The 19,768-nt window shown below is 39.0% G+C and carries 21 protein-coding genes; 1 reads left to right on the top strand and 20 read right to left on the bottom strand.

Annotation, left to right across the window (positions count from 1 at the left end; all coding sequences use genetic code 11):
- Positions 1 to 16: 16 nt before the first annotated feature.
- The 12 genes from rnc to BM012_RS01015 all read right to left on the bottom strand — a co-directional run bounded on the left by rnc (position 17) and on the right by BM012_RS01015 (position 11,707).
- A complete protein-coding gene (gene rnc, locus BM012_RS00960; RefSeq protein ID WP_061801745.1) occupies positions 17 to 766 on the bottom strand; it encodes a ribonuclease III in 750 nt (249 codons plus the stop codon).
- Between the two features lie 221 nt (positions 767 to 987).
- Positions 988 to 1,221, bottom strand: a complete 234-nt coding sequence (acpP, locus tag BM012_RS00965) for an acyl carrier protein (protein WP_019391784.1) — start codon at positions 1,219 to 1,221, stop codon at positions 988 to 990.
- Positions 1,222 to 1,301: 80 nt separating this feature from the next.
- Positions 1,302 to 2,042 (bottom strand): 3-oxoacyl-[acyl-carrier-protein] reductase, encoded by a 741-nt coding sequence (fabG, locus tag BM012_RS00970; protein WP_061801746.1) that lies wholly within the window; start codon positions 2,040 to 2,042, stop codon positions 1,302 to 1,304.
- Between the two features lie 2 nt (positions 2,043 to 2,044).
- Entirely contained in the window at positions 2,045 to 2,989 is a 945-nt protein-coding gene (fabD, locus tag BM012_RS00975; RefSeq protein ID WP_061801747.1) for an ACP S-malonyltransferase, read from the bottom strand.
- A gap of 2 nt (positions 2,990 to 2,991) precedes the next feature.
- Entirely contained in the window at positions 2,992 to 4,017 is a 1,026-nt protein-coding gene (plsX, locus tag BM012_RS00980; protein WP_061801748.1) for a phosphate acyltransferase PlsX, read from the bottom strand.
- Positions 4,001 to 4,597 (bottom strand): transcription factor FapR, encoded by a 597-nt coding sequence (gene fapR / locus BM012_RS00985; RefSeq protein ID WP_061801749.1) that lies wholly within the window; start codon positions 4,595 to 4,597, stop codon positions 4,001 to 4,003. The genes plsX and fapR overlap by 17 nt, the downstream gene beginning before the upstream one ends.
- Positions 4,598 to 4,720: 123 nt before the next feature.
- Positions 4,721 to 6,769, bottom strand: coding sequence for an ATP-dependent DNA helicase RecG (gene recG / locus BM012_RS00990; RefSeq protein WP_061802312.1), 2,049 nt, complete (start codon positions 6,767 to 6,769; stop codon positions 4,721 to 4,723).
- Complete coding sequence (sdaAA, locus tag BM012_RS00995; protein WP_061801750.1) at positions 6,762 to 7,649, bottom strand: L-serine ammonia-lyase, iron-sulfur-dependent, subunit alpha; 888 nt, start codon at positions 7,647 to 7,649, stop codon at positions 6,762 to 6,764. The genes recG and sdaAA overlap by 8 nt, the downstream gene beginning before the upstream one ends.
- 18 nt (positions 7,650 to 7,667) lie before the next feature.
- Positions 7,668 to 8,330, bottom strand: coding sequence for an L-serine ammonia-lyase, iron-sulfur-dependent subunit beta (gene sdaAB / locus BM012_RS01000; RefSeq protein WP_061801751.1), 663 nt, complete (start codon positions 8,328 to 8,330; stop codon positions 7,668 to 7,670).
- A gap of 84 nt (positions 8,331 to 8,414) precedes the next feature.
- On the bottom strand, positions 8,415 to 9,446 hold the full coding sequence (locus BM012_RS01005; RefSeq protein ID WP_061801752.1) for a PTS sugar transporter subunit IIC: 1,032 nt from the start codon (positions 9,444 to 9,446) through the stop codon (positions 8,415 to 8,417).
- A 217-nt stretch (positions 9,447 to 9,663) separates the two neighbouring features.
- Entirely contained in the window at positions 9,664 to 11,328 is a 1,665-nt protein-coding gene (locus BM012_RS01010) for a DAK2 domain-containing protein (RefSeq protein WP_061801753.1), read from the bottom strand.
- Between the two features lie 16 nt (positions 11,329 to 11,344).
- Positions 11,345 to 11,707, bottom strand: a complete 363-nt coding sequence (locus BM012_RS01015) for an Asp23/Gls24 family envelope stress response protein (protein WP_061801754.1) — start codon at positions 11,705 to 11,707, stop codon at positions 11,345 to 11,347.
- Between the two features lie 264 nt (positions 11,708 to 11,971).
- Here BM012_RS01015 and rpmB point away from each other — a divergent pair, with 264 nt between their 5' ends.
- A complete protein-coding gene (gene rpmB / locus BM012_RS01020) occupies positions 11,972 to 12,160 on the top strand; it encodes a 50S ribosomal protein L28 (RefSeq protein WP_019391773.1) in 189 nt (62 codons plus the stop codon).
- A gap of 30 nt (positions 12,161 to 12,190) precedes the next feature.
- Here the strand turns inward: rpmB and spoVM are convergent, their stop codons facing one another.
- The 8 genes from spoVM to fmt form a co-directional block, all read right to left on the bottom strand.
- On the bottom strand, positions 12,191 to 12,274 hold the full coding sequence (gene spoVM, locus BM012_RS01025) for a stage V sporulation protein SpoVM (protein ID WP_019391772.1): 84 nt from the start codon (positions 12,272 to 12,274) through the stop codon (positions 12,191 to 12,193).
- A gap of 96 nt (positions 12,275 to 12,370) precedes the next feature.
- Entirely contained in the window at positions 12,371 to 13,003 is a 633-nt protein-coding gene (locus tag BM012_RS01030; protein ID WP_061801755.1) for a thiamine diphosphokinase, read from the bottom strand.
- A gap of 49 nt (positions 13,004 to 13,052) precedes the next feature.
- Complete coding sequence (rpe, locus tag BM012_RS01035; protein WP_061802313.1) at positions 13,053 to 13,703, bottom strand: ribulose-phosphate 3-epimerase; 651 nt, start codon at positions 13,701 to 13,703, stop codon at positions 13,053 to 13,055.
- A gap of 1 nt (position 13,704) precedes the next feature.
- Entirely contained in the window at positions 13,705 to 14,586 is an 882-nt protein-coding gene (rsgA, locus tag BM012_RS01040) for a ribosome small subunit-dependent GTPase A (RefSeq protein ID WP_061801756.1), read from the bottom strand.
- 15 nt (positions 14,587 to 14,601) lie between these two features.
- Positions 14,602 to 16,602, bottom strand: a complete 2,001-nt coding sequence (gene pknB, locus BM012_RS01045; protein ID WP_061802314.1) for a Stk1 family PASTA domain-containing Ser/Thr kinase — start codon at positions 16,600 to 16,602, stop codon at positions 14,602 to 14,604.
- A gap of 5 nt (positions 16,603 to 16,607) precedes the next feature.
- Complete coding sequence (locus BM012_RS01050) at positions 16,608 to 17,351, bottom strand: Stp1/IreP family PP2C-type Ser/Thr phosphatase (RefSeq protein ID WP_061801757.1); 744 nt, start codon at positions 17,349 to 17,351, stop codon at positions 16,608 to 16,610.
- Between the two features lie 97 nt (positions 17,352 to 17,448).
- Positions 17,449 to 18,789: a 16S rRNA (cytosine(967)-C(5))-methyltransferase RsmB gene (gene rsmB, locus BM012_RS01055; protein WP_061801758.1), complete on the bottom strand. Its 1,341-nt coding sequence runs from the start codon at positions 18,787 to 18,789 to the stop codon at positions 17,449 to 17,451.
- Complete coding sequence (gene fmt / locus BM012_RS01060; protein WP_167360128.1) at positions 18,782 to 19,729, bottom strand: methionyl-tRNA formyltransferase; 948 nt, start codon at positions 19,727 to 19,729, stop codon at positions 18,782 to 18,784. The genes rsmB and fmt overlap by 8 nt, the downstream gene beginning before the upstream one ends.
- Positions 19,730 to 19,768 lie beyond the last annotated feature (39 nt).

The following is a 19,768-nucleotide window of genomic DNA, read 5'->3' on the forward strand; positions in this document are numbered from 1 at the left end:
GTTGTATATCATAGATTTATTGTTCTTTCAAAAGTGTTAAAGCAGTAATAGCTACTTGTGCAGCTTTTTGCTCTGCTTCTTTTTTTGATCTGCCAACGCCAGTACCAAGCTCTGATCCATTTAGAAGCACTCGTGAAATAAACTCACGGTTATGTGCTGGTCCTTTTTCTTGAAGAATTTGATATTGTAAAAGTCCTTGACTGTCGCGCTGAACAAGCTCTTGCAGCTGACTTTTAAAATCCATTGCATACGTAAAATTACCATCATCAATTTTAGGAAATACGGTTTGTGCTAGCAATCTTTCGACCACTTCAAGACCTTGATCAAGATAGAGAGCACCGATAAAAGCTTCAAACACATCAGCTAAAAGAGCAGGTCTTTGGCGTCCACCTGTCATCTCTTCGCCTTTTCCAAGCAAAACATAATTGCCAAACTGAAGCTCGTTTGCAAACTTTACAAGAGATGGTTCACATACAACAGCAGCACGAAGCTTCGTAAGTTCCCCTTCGCTCATTGCTGGGTATTTGTTAAATAAAAATTTTGATACTGTTAATTCAAGAACAGCATCACCTAAAAATTCCAAACGTTCATTATCTTCATAAGGTTTTTTGCGATGTTCATTTACATATGAAGAATGAGTAAATGCTTGTGTTAACAGCTTTTCGTTGTCAAATAAAATACCCATTTTCTCTTGAAGTTCTTGAAACTGTTTTTTAATTTTTTCTTGTAGTTTTTGATTTTTAGGGTAATAACGATGTCTTGCCATAAATACCTCCAATGGTTTCTTCCGTTTTCAAATTTCCATCTCTTTCTCCAGAAAGGGAGGTTCCGGTCATAATAAGTTGTCTCCAATTGTACTGAAGCCCTTTCACATCTTTAAATTTTCGCAGTAAATCAAAAACTTAAAGGTATGATGGAGAAGATGTTCGATAAAAGTAGAGAAAGCCCCGTTATATAAACGGGACTCTTCTAAAAAGTAAGGACAGCTTATTGCTTGTTCTGTATGTAAGTAACAGCGTCACCAACTGTCGCAATTTTCTCAGCATCTTCATCTGAAATTTCTAATTCGAACTCATCTTCAAGTTCCATAACTAGTTCAACTACGTCAAGGGAATCAGCGCCAAGGTCCTCTTTGAAAGAAGCCTCAAGTTTCACTTCCTCTTCCTTTACGCCAAGGCGATCAACGATGATACTCGTTACGCGCTCTAATACGTCTGACATACTATCACCTCCCCTCAAGTCATTATAGTGGATTCCTCAACAAATTACTAGAACTTCAGAAAGAAAATTCAAAAGCTCTTTTACATTACCATTCCGCCATCAACATGGAGCGTTTGGCCTGTCATATATTTGCTTCCTTCTGATGCTAGGAATGCAACAACTTTGGCAACATCTGCAACTTCTCCAAATTTTGCAAGTGGTACTTGTGATAGAATACCGTTTTTCACCTCTTCAGAAAGTTCGTCTGTCATATCTGTTGCAATGAAGCCCGGTGCAATAGCGTTAACCGTAATTCCTCGAGCTGCTAATTCCTGTGCGCTCGTTTTTGTTAACCCGATTACGCCTGCTTTTGCAGCTACGTAGTTCGCTTGTCCAGCATTTCCGCTTACACCTACAATAGAAGAAATATTAATAATGCGACCGCTGCGCTGCTTCATCATCTGGCGAGAAACAGCTTTTGTGCATAGAAATACTCCTTTTAAGTTTGTCGCAATTACGCTATCCCATTCCTCTTCTTTCATTCTCATCAATAAATTATCACGTGTGATACCCGCATTATTCACAAGAATATCTAAAGAACCAAATGTTTCAATCACTTCTTTGATCATAGCTTGAACTTCTTCACTGTTAGCTACGTCTGCTTTGATTTTGATAGCTTCGCCACCCATAGCTTTGATTTCTTCAACTACTTCTTGAGCTTTTCCTTCGCTTCCTGCATAGTTTACAGCAACTTTTGCTCCTAATGAAGCAAGTTCAAGCGCTGTTGCACGGCCAATACCGCGTGAGCCACCTGTAACAAGAGCTACTTTATCTTTTAACATCCTCATTCACCATCTTTCAAAGATTGAACTGTTTTTTGTAATGATTCCATATCGTATACCGCATGAACGGTTGCACGACGATTCACTTTTTTCACTAATCCAGACAGCACTTTCCCTGCCCCGATTTCAATAAATGTATCAACACCGTCATTCAGCATTCTTTCAACTGATTCATGGAAGCGAACAGGTGAATAAAGCTGTTCCACTAGACGCTCGCTAATTTCTTTCGCCTCTGTCATTGGTTCTGCTGTTACATTTGCTACAACAGGAACGCTCGCATTTGAAATTGTAATGTTAGCTAACACATTTTTAAATTCTTCTGCTGCTGGCTTCATAAGAGCAGAATGGAATGGACCGCTTACGTTAAGAGGCAATACACGTTTTGCTCCGCGCTCTTTTGCAAGTGCTCCTGCTTTTTCAACTCCTGCAACAGTACCTGAAATCACAATTTGTCCTGGGCAGTTAATATTCGCAAGTTGTACAACATCACCATTCTCGCTAATCTCAGCTGTTACTTTTTCAAGTTCTTCTGCATCAAGACCAAGCACAGCTGCCATTGTTCCTTCACCAGCTGGAACTGCTTTATTCATCAATTGACCACGTGTGTGAACCGTTTTTACTCCGTCAATGTACGAAATAGAGCCTGCTGCAACAAGTGCACTGTATTCACCTAGACTATGTCCTGCTACATAATCTGGTTTAATCCCTTCTTTTGTTAATTCATTTAAAAGCACTGCGCTTGCTGTTAATAAAGCAGGCTGTGCATGATATGTTAACGTTAGGTCTTCTGCTGGTCCTTCAAACATTAAGTTTGATAGCGAGAAGCCAAGCGCCTCATTTCCTTCATCAATCATCTTTTTCGCGTCTTCCGATGCCGCGTATACATCTTTTAACATCCCAACAGCTTGTGAGCCTTGTCCTGGAAAAACAAATGCAATTTTGCTCATGCTTATTCCTTCCTTTCACTTTCTATGGTTTGTTCTTGTTTTTTATTCTGTGCAGCGATTTGCCCAGCGATTGTTTTAGGTACGCTTTGTTCTACCATTAATACCGCTTGTTTCACAGCATTAAAAATAGCGTTATCGTCTGAAGAACCGTGAGCTTTAATAACAGGTGCCTTTAGTCCAAAAAGACCTGCTCCACCATACTCTGTATAGTCCATTTGCGTTTTAAGCTTTTTTAATTGAGGCTTTAGAATCCCTGCTGCAACCTTACTCTTAAATGAACTTGTAAGCGTCTCTTTCAGCATTGAAAATACAGAAAGCGCTGTTCCTTCAATCGATTTTAACGCAATGTTTCCTGTAAAACCATCTGTTACAACAACATCTGCAACGCCTTCTAATAAGTCTCTTCCCTCAACGTTTCCGATGAAGTTAATATCGGCATATTGAAGAAGTGGAAATGTTTGCTTTGTTAAGTCGCTCCCTTTTTTCTCCTCTGTTCCTACATTTAACAACCCAACGCGAGGAGACTCGATACCAAATACACTTTTAGCATAAATGCTCCCCATAATAGCATATTGAAGAAGATGATTTGGCTTTGCATCTGGATTTGCGCCTGCATCCAATAGTAAAAATCCATTTCCTGTACGAGTCGGTAGTGTTGGAGCTAAAGCTGGACGTTCAATCCCTTGAATGCGCCCGATAATAAATAAACCTGCTGCCATAAGAGCACCTGTATTTCCTGCTGAAATACAAGCATCTGCTTCTCCGTCCGCAATTTGTTGGGCAGCGAGCACCATGGAAGCTTTTTTCTTACGGCGCACTGCCCGCACAGGTTCGTCCGTTGCTTCAATAACTTCTTCCGTATGTAAAACTGTCATTCGTTCTTTATTTTTCAAGTGTGGATGAATAAGATTTTCATCCCCAACTAAAATGATATGTAAATCAGGGAAATGAGCAATTGCTCGCTCTGCTCCTTCAATTATCGCTTTTGGGGCATGATCACCGCCCATAGCATCAATTGTGATTTTCATTGTGACCCCCCTCTCCTGCTCTATTTGAATGATACATCTCAAATAGGCCGGAAAATACTAGCGTTTGTCCAACGTAGCTTAATACTTCAACAGTTGTTCGTTCTTTTTTTGCACTTTTTTCTTTCACTTTGGCTTTTGCTACAACACGTTCCGCTAGCTTAACAGGCTGGTGGAACTGAATGGATGAATTAGCCGTCAACGCCAATTCATCATTGATAACAGCAACAGCAAGTGAATTGGCCTGTGCAAAAAGGTGGTGGCCACGTGCAATATGATTACGCTTAAAAACGTGCTCTTCTTTTACATCAAAAATAGAAATCGCTGATTGATCAAGATTTAAGTCAATCACTTCACCAATAACCTCTTCAATTGGTAAAGAACGGACTTTATTTTCTAGCTGTGTTGAGGCAACATGCCGAATACGTTCACGAAGTTCAGGAATCGACAATTCCAAGCGATCTAACCGAATGGTTTGTACGCTAACAGAGAAACGTTCAGCTAACTCTTCATCCGTTACAAACGGGTTTTGATCAATTGTTTCTTGTAACTGCTTTTTCCGTTCCTTTTTATTTAATCTCATGCTCCACCATCCGCTTTTTAATACTAGGTACTAATAGCAGTATATAATCAAATGATAGGCTTTGCAACCTTTTTTCCATGAAGAAAAGAGCTGTCCGTCTTGAACAGCTCTAGCTTTGTTCTATTAATCTAGCTTTTCTGTTGTTAAAGCACCTGTTTCTTCAAGATGCATTAATAGCGGGGCAAATTCCTTATCTTTCCAAAGTTTTTCACTGTTAACAATCTTGGCTGCATCATCACGAGCCGTTTCAAGCGCTCTATAATCATGCACCATATCAGCTACTTTAAAATCAGGAAGACCGCTTTGTTTCTTTCCAAAAAAGTCCCCAGGACCGCGAAGTTCTAAGTCTTTCTCAGAAAGAACAAATCCATCGTTCGTTTCCGTCATAATCTTCATTCTTTCTTTCCCAACTTCCGATTTTGGATCTGCAAGCAATACACAGTATGACTGCTCACTTCCCCTTCCGACACGGCCGCGAAGCTGGTGAAGCTGAGAAAGGCCAAATCGTTCTGCATCATAAATAACCATCATTGTGGCATTCGGAACGTTTACTCCTACTTCAACAACAGTTGTTGAAACTAGAATTTGAGTCTTATTTTCGCTAAACTCCCGCATCACTTCGTCTTTTTCATCTGGATGAAGCTTTCCGTGCATAAGACCTACATTCCATTTGTCCCCAAAATATTGTTGAAGTGTTGCATGAACATCGATGGCGTTTTGTACATCGAGCTTTTCTGACTCTTCAATGAGCGGGCAAATTACATATGCCTGTCTTCCTTTCACAAGCTCTTTTTGCACAAACTGTAAAATCCTTTCAAGCATATCATGCTTTACCCAATATGTTTCAATCGTTTTTCTTCCTGCAGGCATCTCGTCAATAACAGAGACGTCCATCTCTCCAAAAGCCGTAATTGCAAGCGTTCTAGGAATCGGAGTTGCTGTCATAAATAAAACGTCTGGAAATTCACCTTTTTCGCGTAATGTTCGACGCTGGTTTACCCCAAATCGATGCTGCTCATCTGTAATAACAAGCCCAAGCTTTTTAAACATTACTTCACCTTGAATAAGAGCATGCGTTCCAACTAAAACATCCACTTCGCCACTTTCTACCTTTTCTAAGAGCTCACGACGGCGTTTTCCTTTAACAGAGCTTGTTAAAAGTTCCACTGTAATACCAACACGACCTAAGAGTTCTTTTAACGATGAAACATGTTGTTCAGCTAAAATTTCGGTTGGTACCATAAGCGCCCCTTGATAACCTGCTTTTACCGTACCAAAAAGCGCAATAGCTGCTACAACTGTTTTTCCTGATCCAACATCACCTTGAAGAAGTCTGTTCATTCTGTACGGCGACTTCATATCAGCGAATATTTCATTTACAACACGCTTTTGCGCTCCTGTTAAAGGAAACGGCAACTGTTCTGTAAACTCTACAATATCCTTCGCTTGAATATGTTGACTCATCCCTTTTGTACCTTCTCGTTCTCTTTTTCTAAGCACCTGCATTTTTAGTTGAAAGAGAAGAAACTCCTCATATACAAAGCGCCGTCTTGCATATTTAAGTTCCTCATGCGTTTTCGGAAGATGAATCACTTTTAATGCCTCTTCACGCTCTAGGAGACGATATTTGTCTAAAAGGGATTTTGGTAAAAGCTCAGCTACTTCTTCGCCGTATTCGCTAAGCGCTTGACGAATAAAACGTCGAAGTGCCTTAACGGTTAAGTTTCCTTTTACAGAGTAAACAGGCTCAATTTCTTGCTGAGCTTTAAATGGACCCACTTTCAATTCTTTTAATGAGATTGTTTGACGATTTTTATCCCACTTTCCCGTTACTGTTACTGTTTCATTTAACTGTAATTTATTTTTCAAAAAACCGCGATTGAACGCGGTTACGTTTACTGCATACCTTCCGACAAGCATGCGAAAAGTTAACCGTGACTTTTTCTTTCCATAAAACATCACATTTGGGGGACCATGTACTATCCCTTCTACTGTTACCGTTTCTTCATGTTTAACTTCCGCTAAATCACGAAGACGGTAATCTTCATAACGATACGGAAAATATTCAATAAGATCAGCTACAGATAGAATACCAAGCGAATTTAGCGATGCATTCGTTTCTGCTCCGATCCCTTTTAAAGCTGAAATAGATAATTGCTGTAATTTATTCACTTTTCGTAAGCGAGCTACCAAAGATCTTTTCCTGAAGTTTGCGACCTGTTGGTGTTGCCGCCAACCCTCCTTGCGCAGTTTCTTTTAGCGCGACAGGCATTGTTTGACCTATTTTGAACATAGCTTCAATGACCTCATCACAAGGAATTCGGCTTGTAATTCCAGCAAGCGCCATATCCGCTGCCACCATCGCGTTGCTAGCTCCCATTGCATTTCGTTTAACACACGGTACTTCAACTAGACCTGCAACAGGGTCACATACTAAGCCTAACATATTTTTCAGTGTAATCGCCATTGCTTCAGCTGATTGCTGTGGTGTTCCACCTGCCATCTCTACAATAGCAGCAGCGGCCATCCCACTTGCAGAACCAACCTCTGCTTGACAGCCTCCTGCAGCTCCTGAAATCGAAGCATTGTTAGCTACAACAAATCCGAACGCACCTGCTGTAAGAAGAAACTCAACCATCTCTTCTCGAGAGGGATGGAGCTTGTTTTGAACCGCAAAAAGCGTACCAGGAACAACCCCTGCACTTCCTGCCGTTGGTGTTGCACAAATTGTTCCCATTGCAGCATTCACTTCATTTGTTGCCACAGCCTTGCTCACAGCATCAAGCAAAAGGTCCCCTGAAAGCGATTTCCCTGTTTTAATATAATTTTGTAGAAGAACAGCGTCTCCTCCCGTTAAACCTGTGACAGATTGAACACCCTTTAATCCACGCTCAACCGCTTCTTCCATCACTGTTAAATTGCGACTCATCTTCTCTAAAATTTCTTCTTTTGTTAATCCTGTTACTTCACATTCTTGTTCAAGCATAATGTGTGAAATCTTTTTGCCTTGTGTTTCGGCAAGCTCCACTAATTCTGCTACATTACGAAACATATCTTTTCCCCCATCTCTTTAATCTATCATTCTTGTAACTTGTAACACGTTTGGAAGTCCTTTAATTTCTTCAATCACTTCATCACTAATATTTTCATCTGTTTCAATGGCCATTAGCGCCACTTTTCCTTTTTCTTTGCGCGATACTTCCATATGGCCAATATTGACATGATATTTGGTAAGTAAATTTGTAACTCCTGCAATGGAACCGTAACGATCATTGTGCACAACAAGAATCGCTGGGTTCATTCCAGATAAATTGAGTTTAAAACCGTTCAATTCAACAATTTGAATTGTCCCACCGCCAATAGAAATACCCACAATCTCCATTTCCTTTTCACCTGCTTTTAATTGCAATCGAGCAGTGTTCGGATGATCGCTTATGGCTTCTTCTTCAATGAAGGTTACGTTCATGTTTGCTGCTTTAGCTAGCTTTAAGCTCAGTGGAATACGCGTATCAGATGTATCAAAGTCAAGCAAGCCGCCAACAAGTGCTACATCTGTTCCATGGCCTTTATATGTTTCGGCAAAAGAACCGTATAATGAAATGATAACGCTCTCAGGTTGAACACCAAAAATTGTCCGTGCTACTCTTCCAATGCGGGCTGCTCCTGCCGTATGGGAACTAGATGGACCAATCATAACAGGACCGATAATATCGAATACAGATTTATATCTCATAAACTCTCTCCTCTGCATACTGAAGTTTTTTTATTTCTCAAAAATAGACAGCATATAGTACTATATGCTGCCTATTTGTTTTCTCTACGCTGCTTCCTGTCCTCTACCACGAACTTCTTCCTCACGTACAATCTTAAAGTTTCTAAATACATATGAACCAAGAAGACCGCATACGATTCCAATCACTCCACATATTAGCACACAAATCGTCACTTTTACAGGATCGTTAAACCCATACATTACAACAAGTCCTGCAACAACTGTTGCTGTTCCTGTTGCATTATTGATAAGGCCAAATAACGCTACAACAATACCTGATAGAGCTCCACCAACAAAATTTGTTACATAAATTGGAATAGGATTTGCCGCAACGAGATCTGCTTGTGTTAAAGGCTCAATTGTCATCGCAATTGTTGTTTTTCTAGAACCAAACTTAAGACGGTCAAAAAGAACATAATTCAGAAAAGCTGAGCCCACAATAGCAACTGCTGAGATTCCCATTGGCAGACCAACTAGTCCAAGCATAGCTGTTAACGCCATTGAACTTAAAGGAGAAGTCGCTACAACTGTGATGATTCCTCCTAATATGATTCCCATTAAGATAGGGCTTGATGATGTGATTTGGTCGATAATTCCACCAATTTTAAGAAGCGTAGCGTCTACTAATGGGGAAACTTCTACTGCAATGAAACGGGCGAGCGGTGCTGCAATAATGACAGTACCTAATAAATCAAGCCCAGCAGGAAAACGTTTCTCAATTACTTTTACTAAAAAAGCTATAATATATCCAGCAAAAAATCCTGGAAGAAGCCCCATTTCAGCACAAGCTACGCCCATCATCAAGGAATATACAGGTGAAACTCCAAGGGCTAAGCAAACGAGTGCAGCAGCTGCTACTCCTGCCATTCCGCCTGCAAGATGTCCTAACTCACCAAGAAACGAGAAACCAATAATGTCGCCTCCTATATATTTTTGAAAAGCTTCTACTAAATAAGATACGACCGCTGCGTTAGCCAAGGCACCCATTGCTTTCATTCCATACGGTGCTTTGTAACTAAATACTGTAAAAAATACGAGAACAATAAGAAGTAATAATGTTCCAATTAAAATATCCATAGAAAACCCTCTCTAAGATGAAAAATCAAATTACTATACTATATATAACAAACTTTAGGAAGCTTCGTAAATGATTACGCATTAAAAAAAAGGTTATTTAAGCATTTATATTCAAAGTTGAACCTACTCACACTATAAGAACTCTCACTTTTTTTATATATAAAAATATTTTTTCAATCAAATAAAAACACCCAACAAAACTGTTGAGTGCTGCTTTTTATTCCACGGCTACAATGTATTGATATACAGGCTGCTTTCCTTCATGAATTTCAAACTCTACATCTTCAAACTTTTCATCGATGTGCTGTTCAAGTTTAGCGATATCTTCCCCATTGGTTTCTTCACCGTAAAGAACCGTTAATATTTCATCATTTTCATCAATCATTTTGGAAAGTAAAAGCTGAACAGCTTCGAGAGAGCTATGTGCTTTTGTTACAATTTTACCTTCGTGAATTCCGATGAAATCGTCTTTTTTAATCTCGATGCCGTCAATTGTTGTATCACGAACCGCATATGTGACCTGTCCTGATTTTACATTTTCTAAAGCATTTGTCATCTCTTGTTTATTTTGAGCTAAATTACGCTCAGCATTAAAAGAGAGCAGTGCAGTCATTCCTTGTGGTACTGTTTTAGATGGAACAACAACGACATCCTTTCCTACGACATCTGCTGCTTGTTCAGCTGTCATTACAATATTGCTATTGTTTGGTAAAATAATGACTTTTTTAGCATTTGTATCTTCAATCGCTTTAACAAGATCTTCCGTACTTGGGTTCATTGTTTGCCCACCTTGAAGTACTACTGTTGCGCCAATGCTCTCTAGAAGAGCTGACACTCCTTGTCCCATTGCAACCGTTACAATGCCATACTCTTTTTGTTTCTTTGGTAAAGAAGGCTTTTCTGTTTTTTGAACAATCGTGCTGTGCTGTTCGCGCATATTCTCGATTTTTAGATTAATCAAGCTTCCATAGCGCTGTCCGTATGTAAGAACTTCACCAGGGTGTTCGGCGTGAATATGAACTTTCACAAGATCATCATCTGCTACAACAAGAAGAGAATCTCCAAATTCACTTAAATCGTTGCGAAATGCTTCTTCAGAGAATGGAAACGATGCTAGCTTATTATCATCAAATTTCACCATAAATTCTGTACAGTAGCCAAACTTAATGTCTTCCGTATTCATATGTCCTTGTGCATTTTTATGGTGCTCAGCATTCACAAGTTCGTTCATAGATGGCTGAACTTCCGTCACATTTGGCAAGTTTTTTCCTTCAAGTGAAGCTAAAAATCCTTCATAAATAATAACAAGACCTTGTCCACCACTATCGACAACCCCTACTTCCTTCAGAATAGGAAGAAGATCCGGTGTTCGTTTTAAAGAAGCTTTTGCTTCTTCTAAAACAGCCTTCATTACAAGCGTTACATCTTTCTCCGTCTTTGCAATATTGAGCGCGTTTTCTGCTGATTCTTTTGCAACTGTTAAAATTGTTCCTTCAATTGGTTTCATGACTGCCTTATAAGCTGTCTCAACCCCAGCTTGAAATGCAGCAGCAAATTCTTCGCTATCTACCACCGTTTTTCCTTCAATTGATTTTGCGAATCCTCTGAAAAGCTGAGATAAGATAACACCTGAATTCCCTCTTGCCCCCATCAATAAGCCACGAGCGAGAAGTTGTCCAACTTCGCCAATATTTTCAGTTTCTTTTGTACCAACTTCCTTAGCTCCTGAACTCATAGATAAGTTCATGTTTGTTCCTGTATCACCATCTGGCACAGGAAATACATTCAGAGCATCCACAAACTCTACATTATTTTGTAAGTTTTGAGCACCGCTCTGAATCATCCTTGCAAAATGCTTTCCGTCTAACGTTGTTATTGACACAACATTTCCTCCTAACTTACACGTTAACTACTCGAACGCCTTGAACATAAATATTAACAGACTCTACTGTTAAACCTACTGTTTGCTCTAGCGTATATTTCACCTTTGTTTGAACATTATGAGCGATTTCAGAAATTTTAGTTCCATAGCTCACAATAATGTACATATCAATATGAATTTCATCTTCGAGCTGTCTTACAACAACACCTCTTGTAAAGTTTTCTTTTCTTAAGATTTCGGAAATCCCGTCTTTGATTTGATTTTTAGATGCCATTCCAATAATACCGTAACAATCTACAGCAGCCCCACCAACAATTGTTGCGACAACATCTGTTGAAATATCAATTTGACCATACTGTGTTTTCATTTCAATGGACATAGTATTGGGTCTCCCTTCTTCCGTTAGATTAACGCTATTTTACTATACATGAAGTTTTTTTGAAAGTTTAACTCCTATTGTGTTATTAACCGCTTTCTTTATCATTTCGGCAACTTAGACTTATTTCCTGTTTTTATAGACTGTCAAGGAAATTTTCTTGAAAGGTTAAGCGCGCACTATTGCATTATAAAAGTACGTATGGTAAAGTAATATAGTATTTTTGATAATTGTCAATGATGTTAGTTATGTAAGGAGGAACTCAATATGGCTCGTAAATGTGTAATCACTGGTCGTAAAACTCGTACAGGTAATGCACGTTCTCACGCTATGAATGCTAATAAGCGTACTTGGGGTGCTAACCTTCAAAAAGTTCGCATTTTAGTTGACGGTAAACCAAAGCGTGTTTACGTTTCTGCTCGTGCTCTTAAATCTGGTAAAGTTGAGCGCGTTTAATAAAAAAAGCACCATATAATGGTGCTTTTTTTATTCCCCTTTTTTCATCGAATTGAGCATCGCCTTCACAATTCCTCCAAGAAACTTCGGAAGTTTGATTGTATAAAATTTCATTTTTTCCCCTCCTACTCGTCACCGCGAGACGAAATAAGATTCAACAACCGTATATTCTATTCATTATGAGCTTTATTATGACACTAGCTAAGCAACTTAATCATTGCTTCTTATCATCATTAATATGCCCTTTGTAAACGAAAAAGTACCGTTTTGTTGAATAAGTTCGTTGCTAATACAAAGCGTCGAACCAACGGGAACACATCTTTTATGTAATGGATACTTAAAACCCTTTAATGTCAGGTTTTCAACCTCAAGGGAAAAAGGGACAAAGGAAATATATTTATAGAGGGAATGAGCTTTAATGTTATATGTTCCTTCCTTATACATTGTTAAAGTATTTTGTTTATCAATAAGACGAACACGCACATTCTTCTGAAGAGCTTTATAAATAAGACTAATCCCCCCAAACATATGATCAAGACGACCACCTGTTGCCCCGTATATATCAATTTCTTCAATCTCTTGGTTAAGGGCCCAGTTTACCGCAATTTCTAAATCTGTTTCATCTTTTTCAGCTGGATACACTTTCAATTCAGGAAAAACATCTTGAATATGTTTAAGCTCCAGCTCTGTTAATGAATCAAAATCCCCGAATGCTTGGATAGGCATGATGCCTTGCTCCATCAATGTATATACACCGCGGTCAACACCAATCCATTTTGTTTCACCATCTTGAAGGGGCGGTATTGTTGACTGTGGAGCTCCTGCTAATATATTAATTTTCATATTGACTCCCCTTTCTTTATAAAAAAAGACCAAACAAAAGTTTGATCTTTTAGTAACTCTCCCGAAGGGCATTGATAGCTCCTGCACGATCTTCTTCATTATAAATCGCAGAACCAGCTACAAGAACATTTGCTCCTGCTTCTCTACAAAGCTTTGCAGTTTGTGTATTTACTCCACCATCAACTTCAATTTCAATATCTAAACCGCGAATTTCAATCAGTTGGGCAATCTGCTCAATTTTCGGAAGAACGCTCTTAATGAATGTTTGACCCCCAAATCCAGGATTCACCGTCATTAAAAGAACAAGATCAATTTCTTCAAGAATATGCTTAATAGAATCAATTGGTGTTGCAGGATTTAGTACAACACCAGCTTTTACTCCTTGTTCTTTAATAAGGCTAATTGTACGATGCAAGTGTGGACATGCTTCTACATGAACAGAAATAATGTCAGCACCGGCTCTTGCAAAGGCAGGAATGTACTGATCTGGATTTTCAATCATTAAATGAACATCAAGCGGCAAGCTTGTAATTGGACGAATTGCTTCAACAACAAGCGGGCCAATCGTAATATTAGGAACGAATTTCCCGTCCATAACGTCAACATGGATATAGTCAGCTCCCGCTGTTTCCACTTCTTTAATTTCTTTTCCTAGCTCACTAAAATTAGCAGATAAAATAGAAGGTGCAATTTTCATTATTCTAATACCTCGGCTTTCTCTGTTTAATTTCATCTAAAAAGCTTAAATAGTGGTCGTAGCGATAAGACGGAATTTCTCCGTTTTCTACCGCTTCCTTAACGGCACACTTTGGTTCTTTCACATGCAAGCAACCTCTAAACTTACATCCTTCGCTCACCCGAACCATTTCAGGGAAGCAATATGGCAATTCCTCTGCTTCAAGCTCTGTAAATTCAAGAGAGCTAAAACCAGGTGTATCCGCCACAAATCCTCCTCCAATAGATAAGAGTTCAACATGTCTTGTTGTATGTTTTCCACGCCCAAGCGATGTTGAAATGTCATCTGTTTTTAAGGAAAGGCTCGGATCTAACACATTTAATAAAGAAGATTTACCAACACCAGACTGTCCTGCTACAACCGTTACTTTATCTTTTAAATATGGAAGAAGCATCTGAACACTATTTTCATCTAATGTTGATGTCAAAAGAACTTCATATCCCATTTCACGGTAATCTGAAACAAAAACGTCAAGCTCTTTTTTCTGCTCTTCTAAAAGCAAATCAAGTTTTGTAATACAGATAATGGGCTCAATGTCATGTGACTCAACAAGCACTAAAAAACGATCAAGCAATGTAGTACTAAACGTTGGCTCAACAGCTGAAAAGACTAGAATAGCTTGATCAACATTAGCAATAGGAGGGCGAACAAGTGAGTTCTTGCGATCCTCTATCCCTAGCACATATCCTTCTTTATCATTTTCAGCTTGAAACGTTACCTCATCTCCAACAAGAGGAGTTACTTTTTGTTTACGAAATACCCCTCTCCCTCGACACTGAATCGTTTCATCCCCACTTAAAACGTAGTAAAACCCGCTAAGTGCTTTAATAATTTTGCCTTCTGGCATAACGTCACTCCTTGTTTATTCATCATCTTCGTAAGGAACTGTCTCCTCTTGAAGAACTTTATCGTCTCTCACAATTTTATAGCTTGCTGTCTCACCCTGTTTCACTGTAAAGGTATACGTTTTAACTGTATCCTCTGTGATTGTGAATGATTCGAATGGAACGTTGCTATCATGATTTGCATCATCAATATATACATCCACTTTTTGTGGCAGTTGTTGAAGGTTTGGATTCACTTCATTTTCTGGTTCAGGTTCAGAAGGTTCATAAGGAATCGTAACCTCCACCGTATGTTCCCTTGGAGGTTTAGGCTCTTCTCCTTTAGAAACGACGATATTAATCGTTGTTCCTTGCTCAACTTGAGTACCAGGAGTTGGTGTTTGAGACACAACAAGTCCTTTTGCCGTTTCGTCTGAATACTCTTCTTTGGTGGATACTTTTAATCCATTTGATGTAGCAAAGTCACGCACGCTCTTTTCCTGCCATCCTTCGTAGTTTTGTAAAACAATAGCAGGAGGTCCGCTGCTCACTTTTAAGTTCACTTCAGTATCTTCCGCAATAACCTCATCGTTTTCATCTGGATCGTGTTCAATAACGGTACCTTTTGGTTCTTCACTTTCTTCTTCTTCAACATTAATATTTTTAAATCCACGCTGCTCTAATAGTTTTTTTACTTCATCAATGTTTCGTCCTGTATAGTCATCAAAGACTGTTTTTTTCTTTCCAGAACTTTGATACAAAGTGATTTGGTCACCTTCTTTGACAGTGGTGCCTTCCTTTGGGTCTGTACGAATAATTTTTCCTTCTTCAATTGTTTCACTTGATTGAGCAATTGGAGAACTTACGTCAAAGCCTTTTGAAATAAGAAGCTTTAACGCTTCTTCATATTCTTTCCCCGCAACTTCAGGAATCTTAACATCTTTTGGAGCAAAAAATGATGGAACAAGCGTTATTGCAGCAATTCCTGCTCCAGCTAGAAAAAGCAGCGTTAAAAATGTAATAAGAAAGATTTTACCCTTTCGCTTTTTAGGTTTCTTCTTGTCCTGGGGAACGTTTTCAGTCGGCGCTTGTGTGCTTTCTTTGTGATGAACAAGCGTATGCTCATCCTCTTCTATATCATCTTCTTTGATGATTGGAATGGCTTTTGTAACTTCTTCATCATCTGGAACTTGAAATTTTTCTTCGTTGAGCTTGTCTGGATTTAATGCAACAGACAGAGCATATTCCATTTCCTCTACAGAATCATAGCGATAAAAAGGATCTTTGGCTGTTGCCTTTAACACAATATTTTCAACACTCTGCGGGATATAAGGATTCCATCGCTTAGGTGATGGCGTATTTGTTTGTAAATGTTTCAGCGCAACGGAAACAGCAGATTCCCCTGAAAAAGGAACCCTTCCTGTCAAAAGCTCAAAAAGTAAAATACCGAGTGAATATATATCTGATTTCTTAGTAGCAAGTCCCCCTCTTGCTTGTTCTGGAGACAAGTAATGAACAGTGCCTAGTACAGAATTTGTTTGAGTAATCGTTGTTGATGAACTAAGTGCAAGCGCAATTCCAAAATCCGTTACTTTCACACGATCATCGTGATCAATTAAAATATTTTGAGGTTTTAAGTCTCTATGTATAATGCCGAATTCATGAGCGTGAGCAATAGCAGATGTAATTTGCTTCATAATATCAAGAGCTTTTTCAATATGAAGTGGACTATGTTCCCCAATATATTCTTTTAATGTTTGACCTGGTACATATTCCATGACAATGTAATAAATTTCGTCTTCTTCGTCAACATCATAAATACTTACGATATTTGGATGATCTATGCTTGCTGCTGACTGGGCTTCTCGATGAAAGCGTTTAATGAATGATTCATCGTTTGCATAGTCAAAGCGCAGCACTTTAATCGCGACATCTCTTTCTAAGATGACGTCGCGCGCTAAATAAACATTAGCCATCCCGCCCCCGCCAATAGGGTTTAGGATTTTGTATCGCCCGCCTAATCTTCTACCTATAAGCATTGGAATCACTCGCTTTCATGCTCAAACTCTACAATGATCAGCGTAATGTTATCTTCTCCACCTAATTCATTTGCTATATCAACAAGAGATTTTGCTTTAGCTTCAATGCTTGTTTCATTCGTAAGAACCTCTTTTAGCTGCTCATCTGATAGTTTATTTGATAATCCATCAGAACATAAAAGTAAAAAATCTCCCTTTTCTACTTCAACAGTTTTAACATCTATTTCAATATTTTTCTCAGTACCTAAAGCTCTGAGGAGAATGTTTTTTCTTGGATGATGCTCAGCATCTTCCTTTGAAATCTGACCGTTGCGAACAAGCTCGTTGACAAGAGAATGATCTTCTGTAAGTTGTGAAAAACCGCTTTCGTTTAAAAGATAGCATCGACTGTCTCCAACATGAGCGACTGTACAAAAAGAAGATGTGCAAAGTGCCCCAACAAAAGTGGTTCCCATTCCTTTACACTCTTCATGATTTTCGGCATATAGAAGAAGCTGTTTGTTGACTTTATGTATTGTATCTAAGAACCATTGTTCAGCTTCTGCTGGTGAATGAAAAGGTGCTTTATCTTCCCAAAAAGTATGGAGCTGTTCAACTGTCATTGAACTAGCAATGTCGCCTGCACGATGGCCTCCCATTCCGTCGGCAATCACCGCAATTTTCTCTCCATGCTTATTTTCAAAAACGCCTCCAGAATCTTCGTTATGAAGACGAACTTTACCTTGGTCTGTTAAATAAACGGCTCCCATAGTTCCACCTCAGTTCATTTTCATAGCTCTTGATGATTTTCTAAAAAAGGAATCTACCTCCTTTTTTAGAAAATCATTTTATGCTACTTCCCATATTTTACACTTTCTTGCGAAAACAAGCTATATAAAACCCATCTGTGCCAAAATCACTCGGCAAAATTTGCAGTGTTCCATTTTCTATTTTACCAGCTACTTTAGCAGGCATTCTATCTTTAAACTGCGGATGAAGCTCAAAATCTTCATGAGCCTCTAAAAACGCTTGAACAACATCCCCATTTTCCTCACGATCAATTGTACATGTGCTGTATACTAAAACACCGTCTTTCTTCAAAAGTGGAGCAACAGCTGATAAAATTTCAAGCTGAATATGCTGTAATTTCATTACATCTTCTTCTGTTTTAGTATATTTGATGTCCGGCTTTCTTCTAATAACACCGAAGCCAGAACAAGGTGCATCAACAAGAATACGATTAAAACTCTCTCTTTCAAATAAGCCCCCCGCTTTTCTTGCATCACATACTTTTGCATCCACATTTTCTAAGCGAAGACGCTCTGCCTGTCCTTCAATAAGCAGTGCTTTATGATTATGAATATCAAGAGCCGTCACTTTGCCGTTTTGAATCATTTGAGCAATGTGCGTAGTTTTTCCACCTGGTGCTGCACAGCTATCTAAAATATGATCACCATCTTGTGGATCTAGAGCATGTGCAACAAGCATTGAACTTTCATCTTGCACAGTAAACAGGCCGTCCTTGAAAGCTTGAGTATTTGCAGCATTTCCTTTTTTCACTTCTGCTGCTTCGGCAAGCAAATCAGATTTTTCAGCTTCAATACCTTGCTCTTTTAAACGCACAAGCACTTCATCACGCTTATAGTATTTTGTATTTACACGAATCGTTTGTTTTGGAGGCTGTAGGTTTGCTTCACAAATGGCTTTTGCTTTATCAAAACCAAACTGATCGCTCCATCTTTTCACAAGCCATTTTGGATGACTTGTTTCAGTAGCAAGTCTGTCCAACTTATGATCAATCTCTTCAGTTGATGCTAAACCTTCACGCTGAAGGTTACGAAGCACGGCATTTACCATTGAAGAAATACCGCGATGACCGCGTTTTTTGGCAATTTCAACTGCTTCATGAATAATAGCATGTGACGGAATACGATCAAGATAGATCATTTGGTAAGCCGATAAACGAAGCAATACAATAACCCATGTTTGCATTTTTTTCGGTTTTTTTAGAAATGGTGCTAGATAATAGTCAATTGTCAACTTGCGTTGCACTGTTCCATATACAATCTCAGTTAAAAGACCTGCATCAAGATTTGAAAGCTTATGATGTTTAATTTGATGATTTAAAGTTAAGTTGCTGTACGCTTGATTTTGTTCAATTGCAATTAACACGTCAAGCGCAATTTTTCTCACGTTGTAGTTACTCATAATCGTCCCCTAGCTTTATTCCAGTCTCAATTAGTGATCCTTGAAGAACTTGAGCAGCCGTCATACGTTTTTTCCCTGCAGGCTGAAGTTCCGTTATTTTAATAGCTGTACTGTTTCCTGTCGCTACGATAAAACCGTCTTTTTCAATTTTAATAACCGTACCAGGAGCTTCGTTTTTCTCTGACTCCACTTTTTCTCCCCACCATACTTTTAACACGTCACCATCTAGCGTTGTATAGGCAACAGGCCAAGGATGTAAACCACGAATATGGTTATAAATTTCTTCTCCGTCTTTTGTCCAGACGATTTTTTCCTGCTCTCGCTTAATATTTGAAGCAAATGTTGCTTGGCTATCGTCTTGAGCAATAGGTGTTAATTCCCCGTTTAAAAGCTGTGGAATAGTTTCCTTCAAAAGAGATGCTCCCGCTTCACTCAATTTGTCATGAAGTGTGCCAACATGGTCTTTTTCTTCAATTGCTACTTCCACTTTTGTTAAGATATCTCCTGCATCAAGCTTTGGCACCATATACATAATTGTCACACCAGTCTTCTTTTTCCCTTGAAGAATGGCATAATGAATTGGTGCTCCACCACGTAGCTCAGGTAAAAGTGAAGCATGTACATTAATGCAGCCATACTTTGGCGCATCTAAAATTGGAGAAGGCAAGATTTGGCCAAATGCTGCTGTTACAATTAAATCTGGTTCATACGAAAGTACTTTTTTGTATTCTTCTTCAACGCTAATCTTTTCGGGTTGAAGCACTGGAATGCCGTGTTTTTCTGCTTCTACTTTTACAGGAGGTGGCGTTAGAACGCGCTTTCTCCCTTTTGGTCGATCAGGCTGTGTTACAACCGCTACAACGTTATATTTTTCTTCTATTAATGTTTTTAATACCGGAACTGAAAAATCCGGTGTTCCCATAAATACGACTTTTGTCAATTCGTTCACTGCCTTTCTTTTGTTCGCACTTAACTCCGC

Source organism: Priestia endophytica DSM 13796 (assembly GCF_900115845.1).
Lineage (GTDB): Bacteria > Bacillota > Bacilli > Bacillales > Bacillaceae_H > Bacillus_I > Bacillus_I endophytica.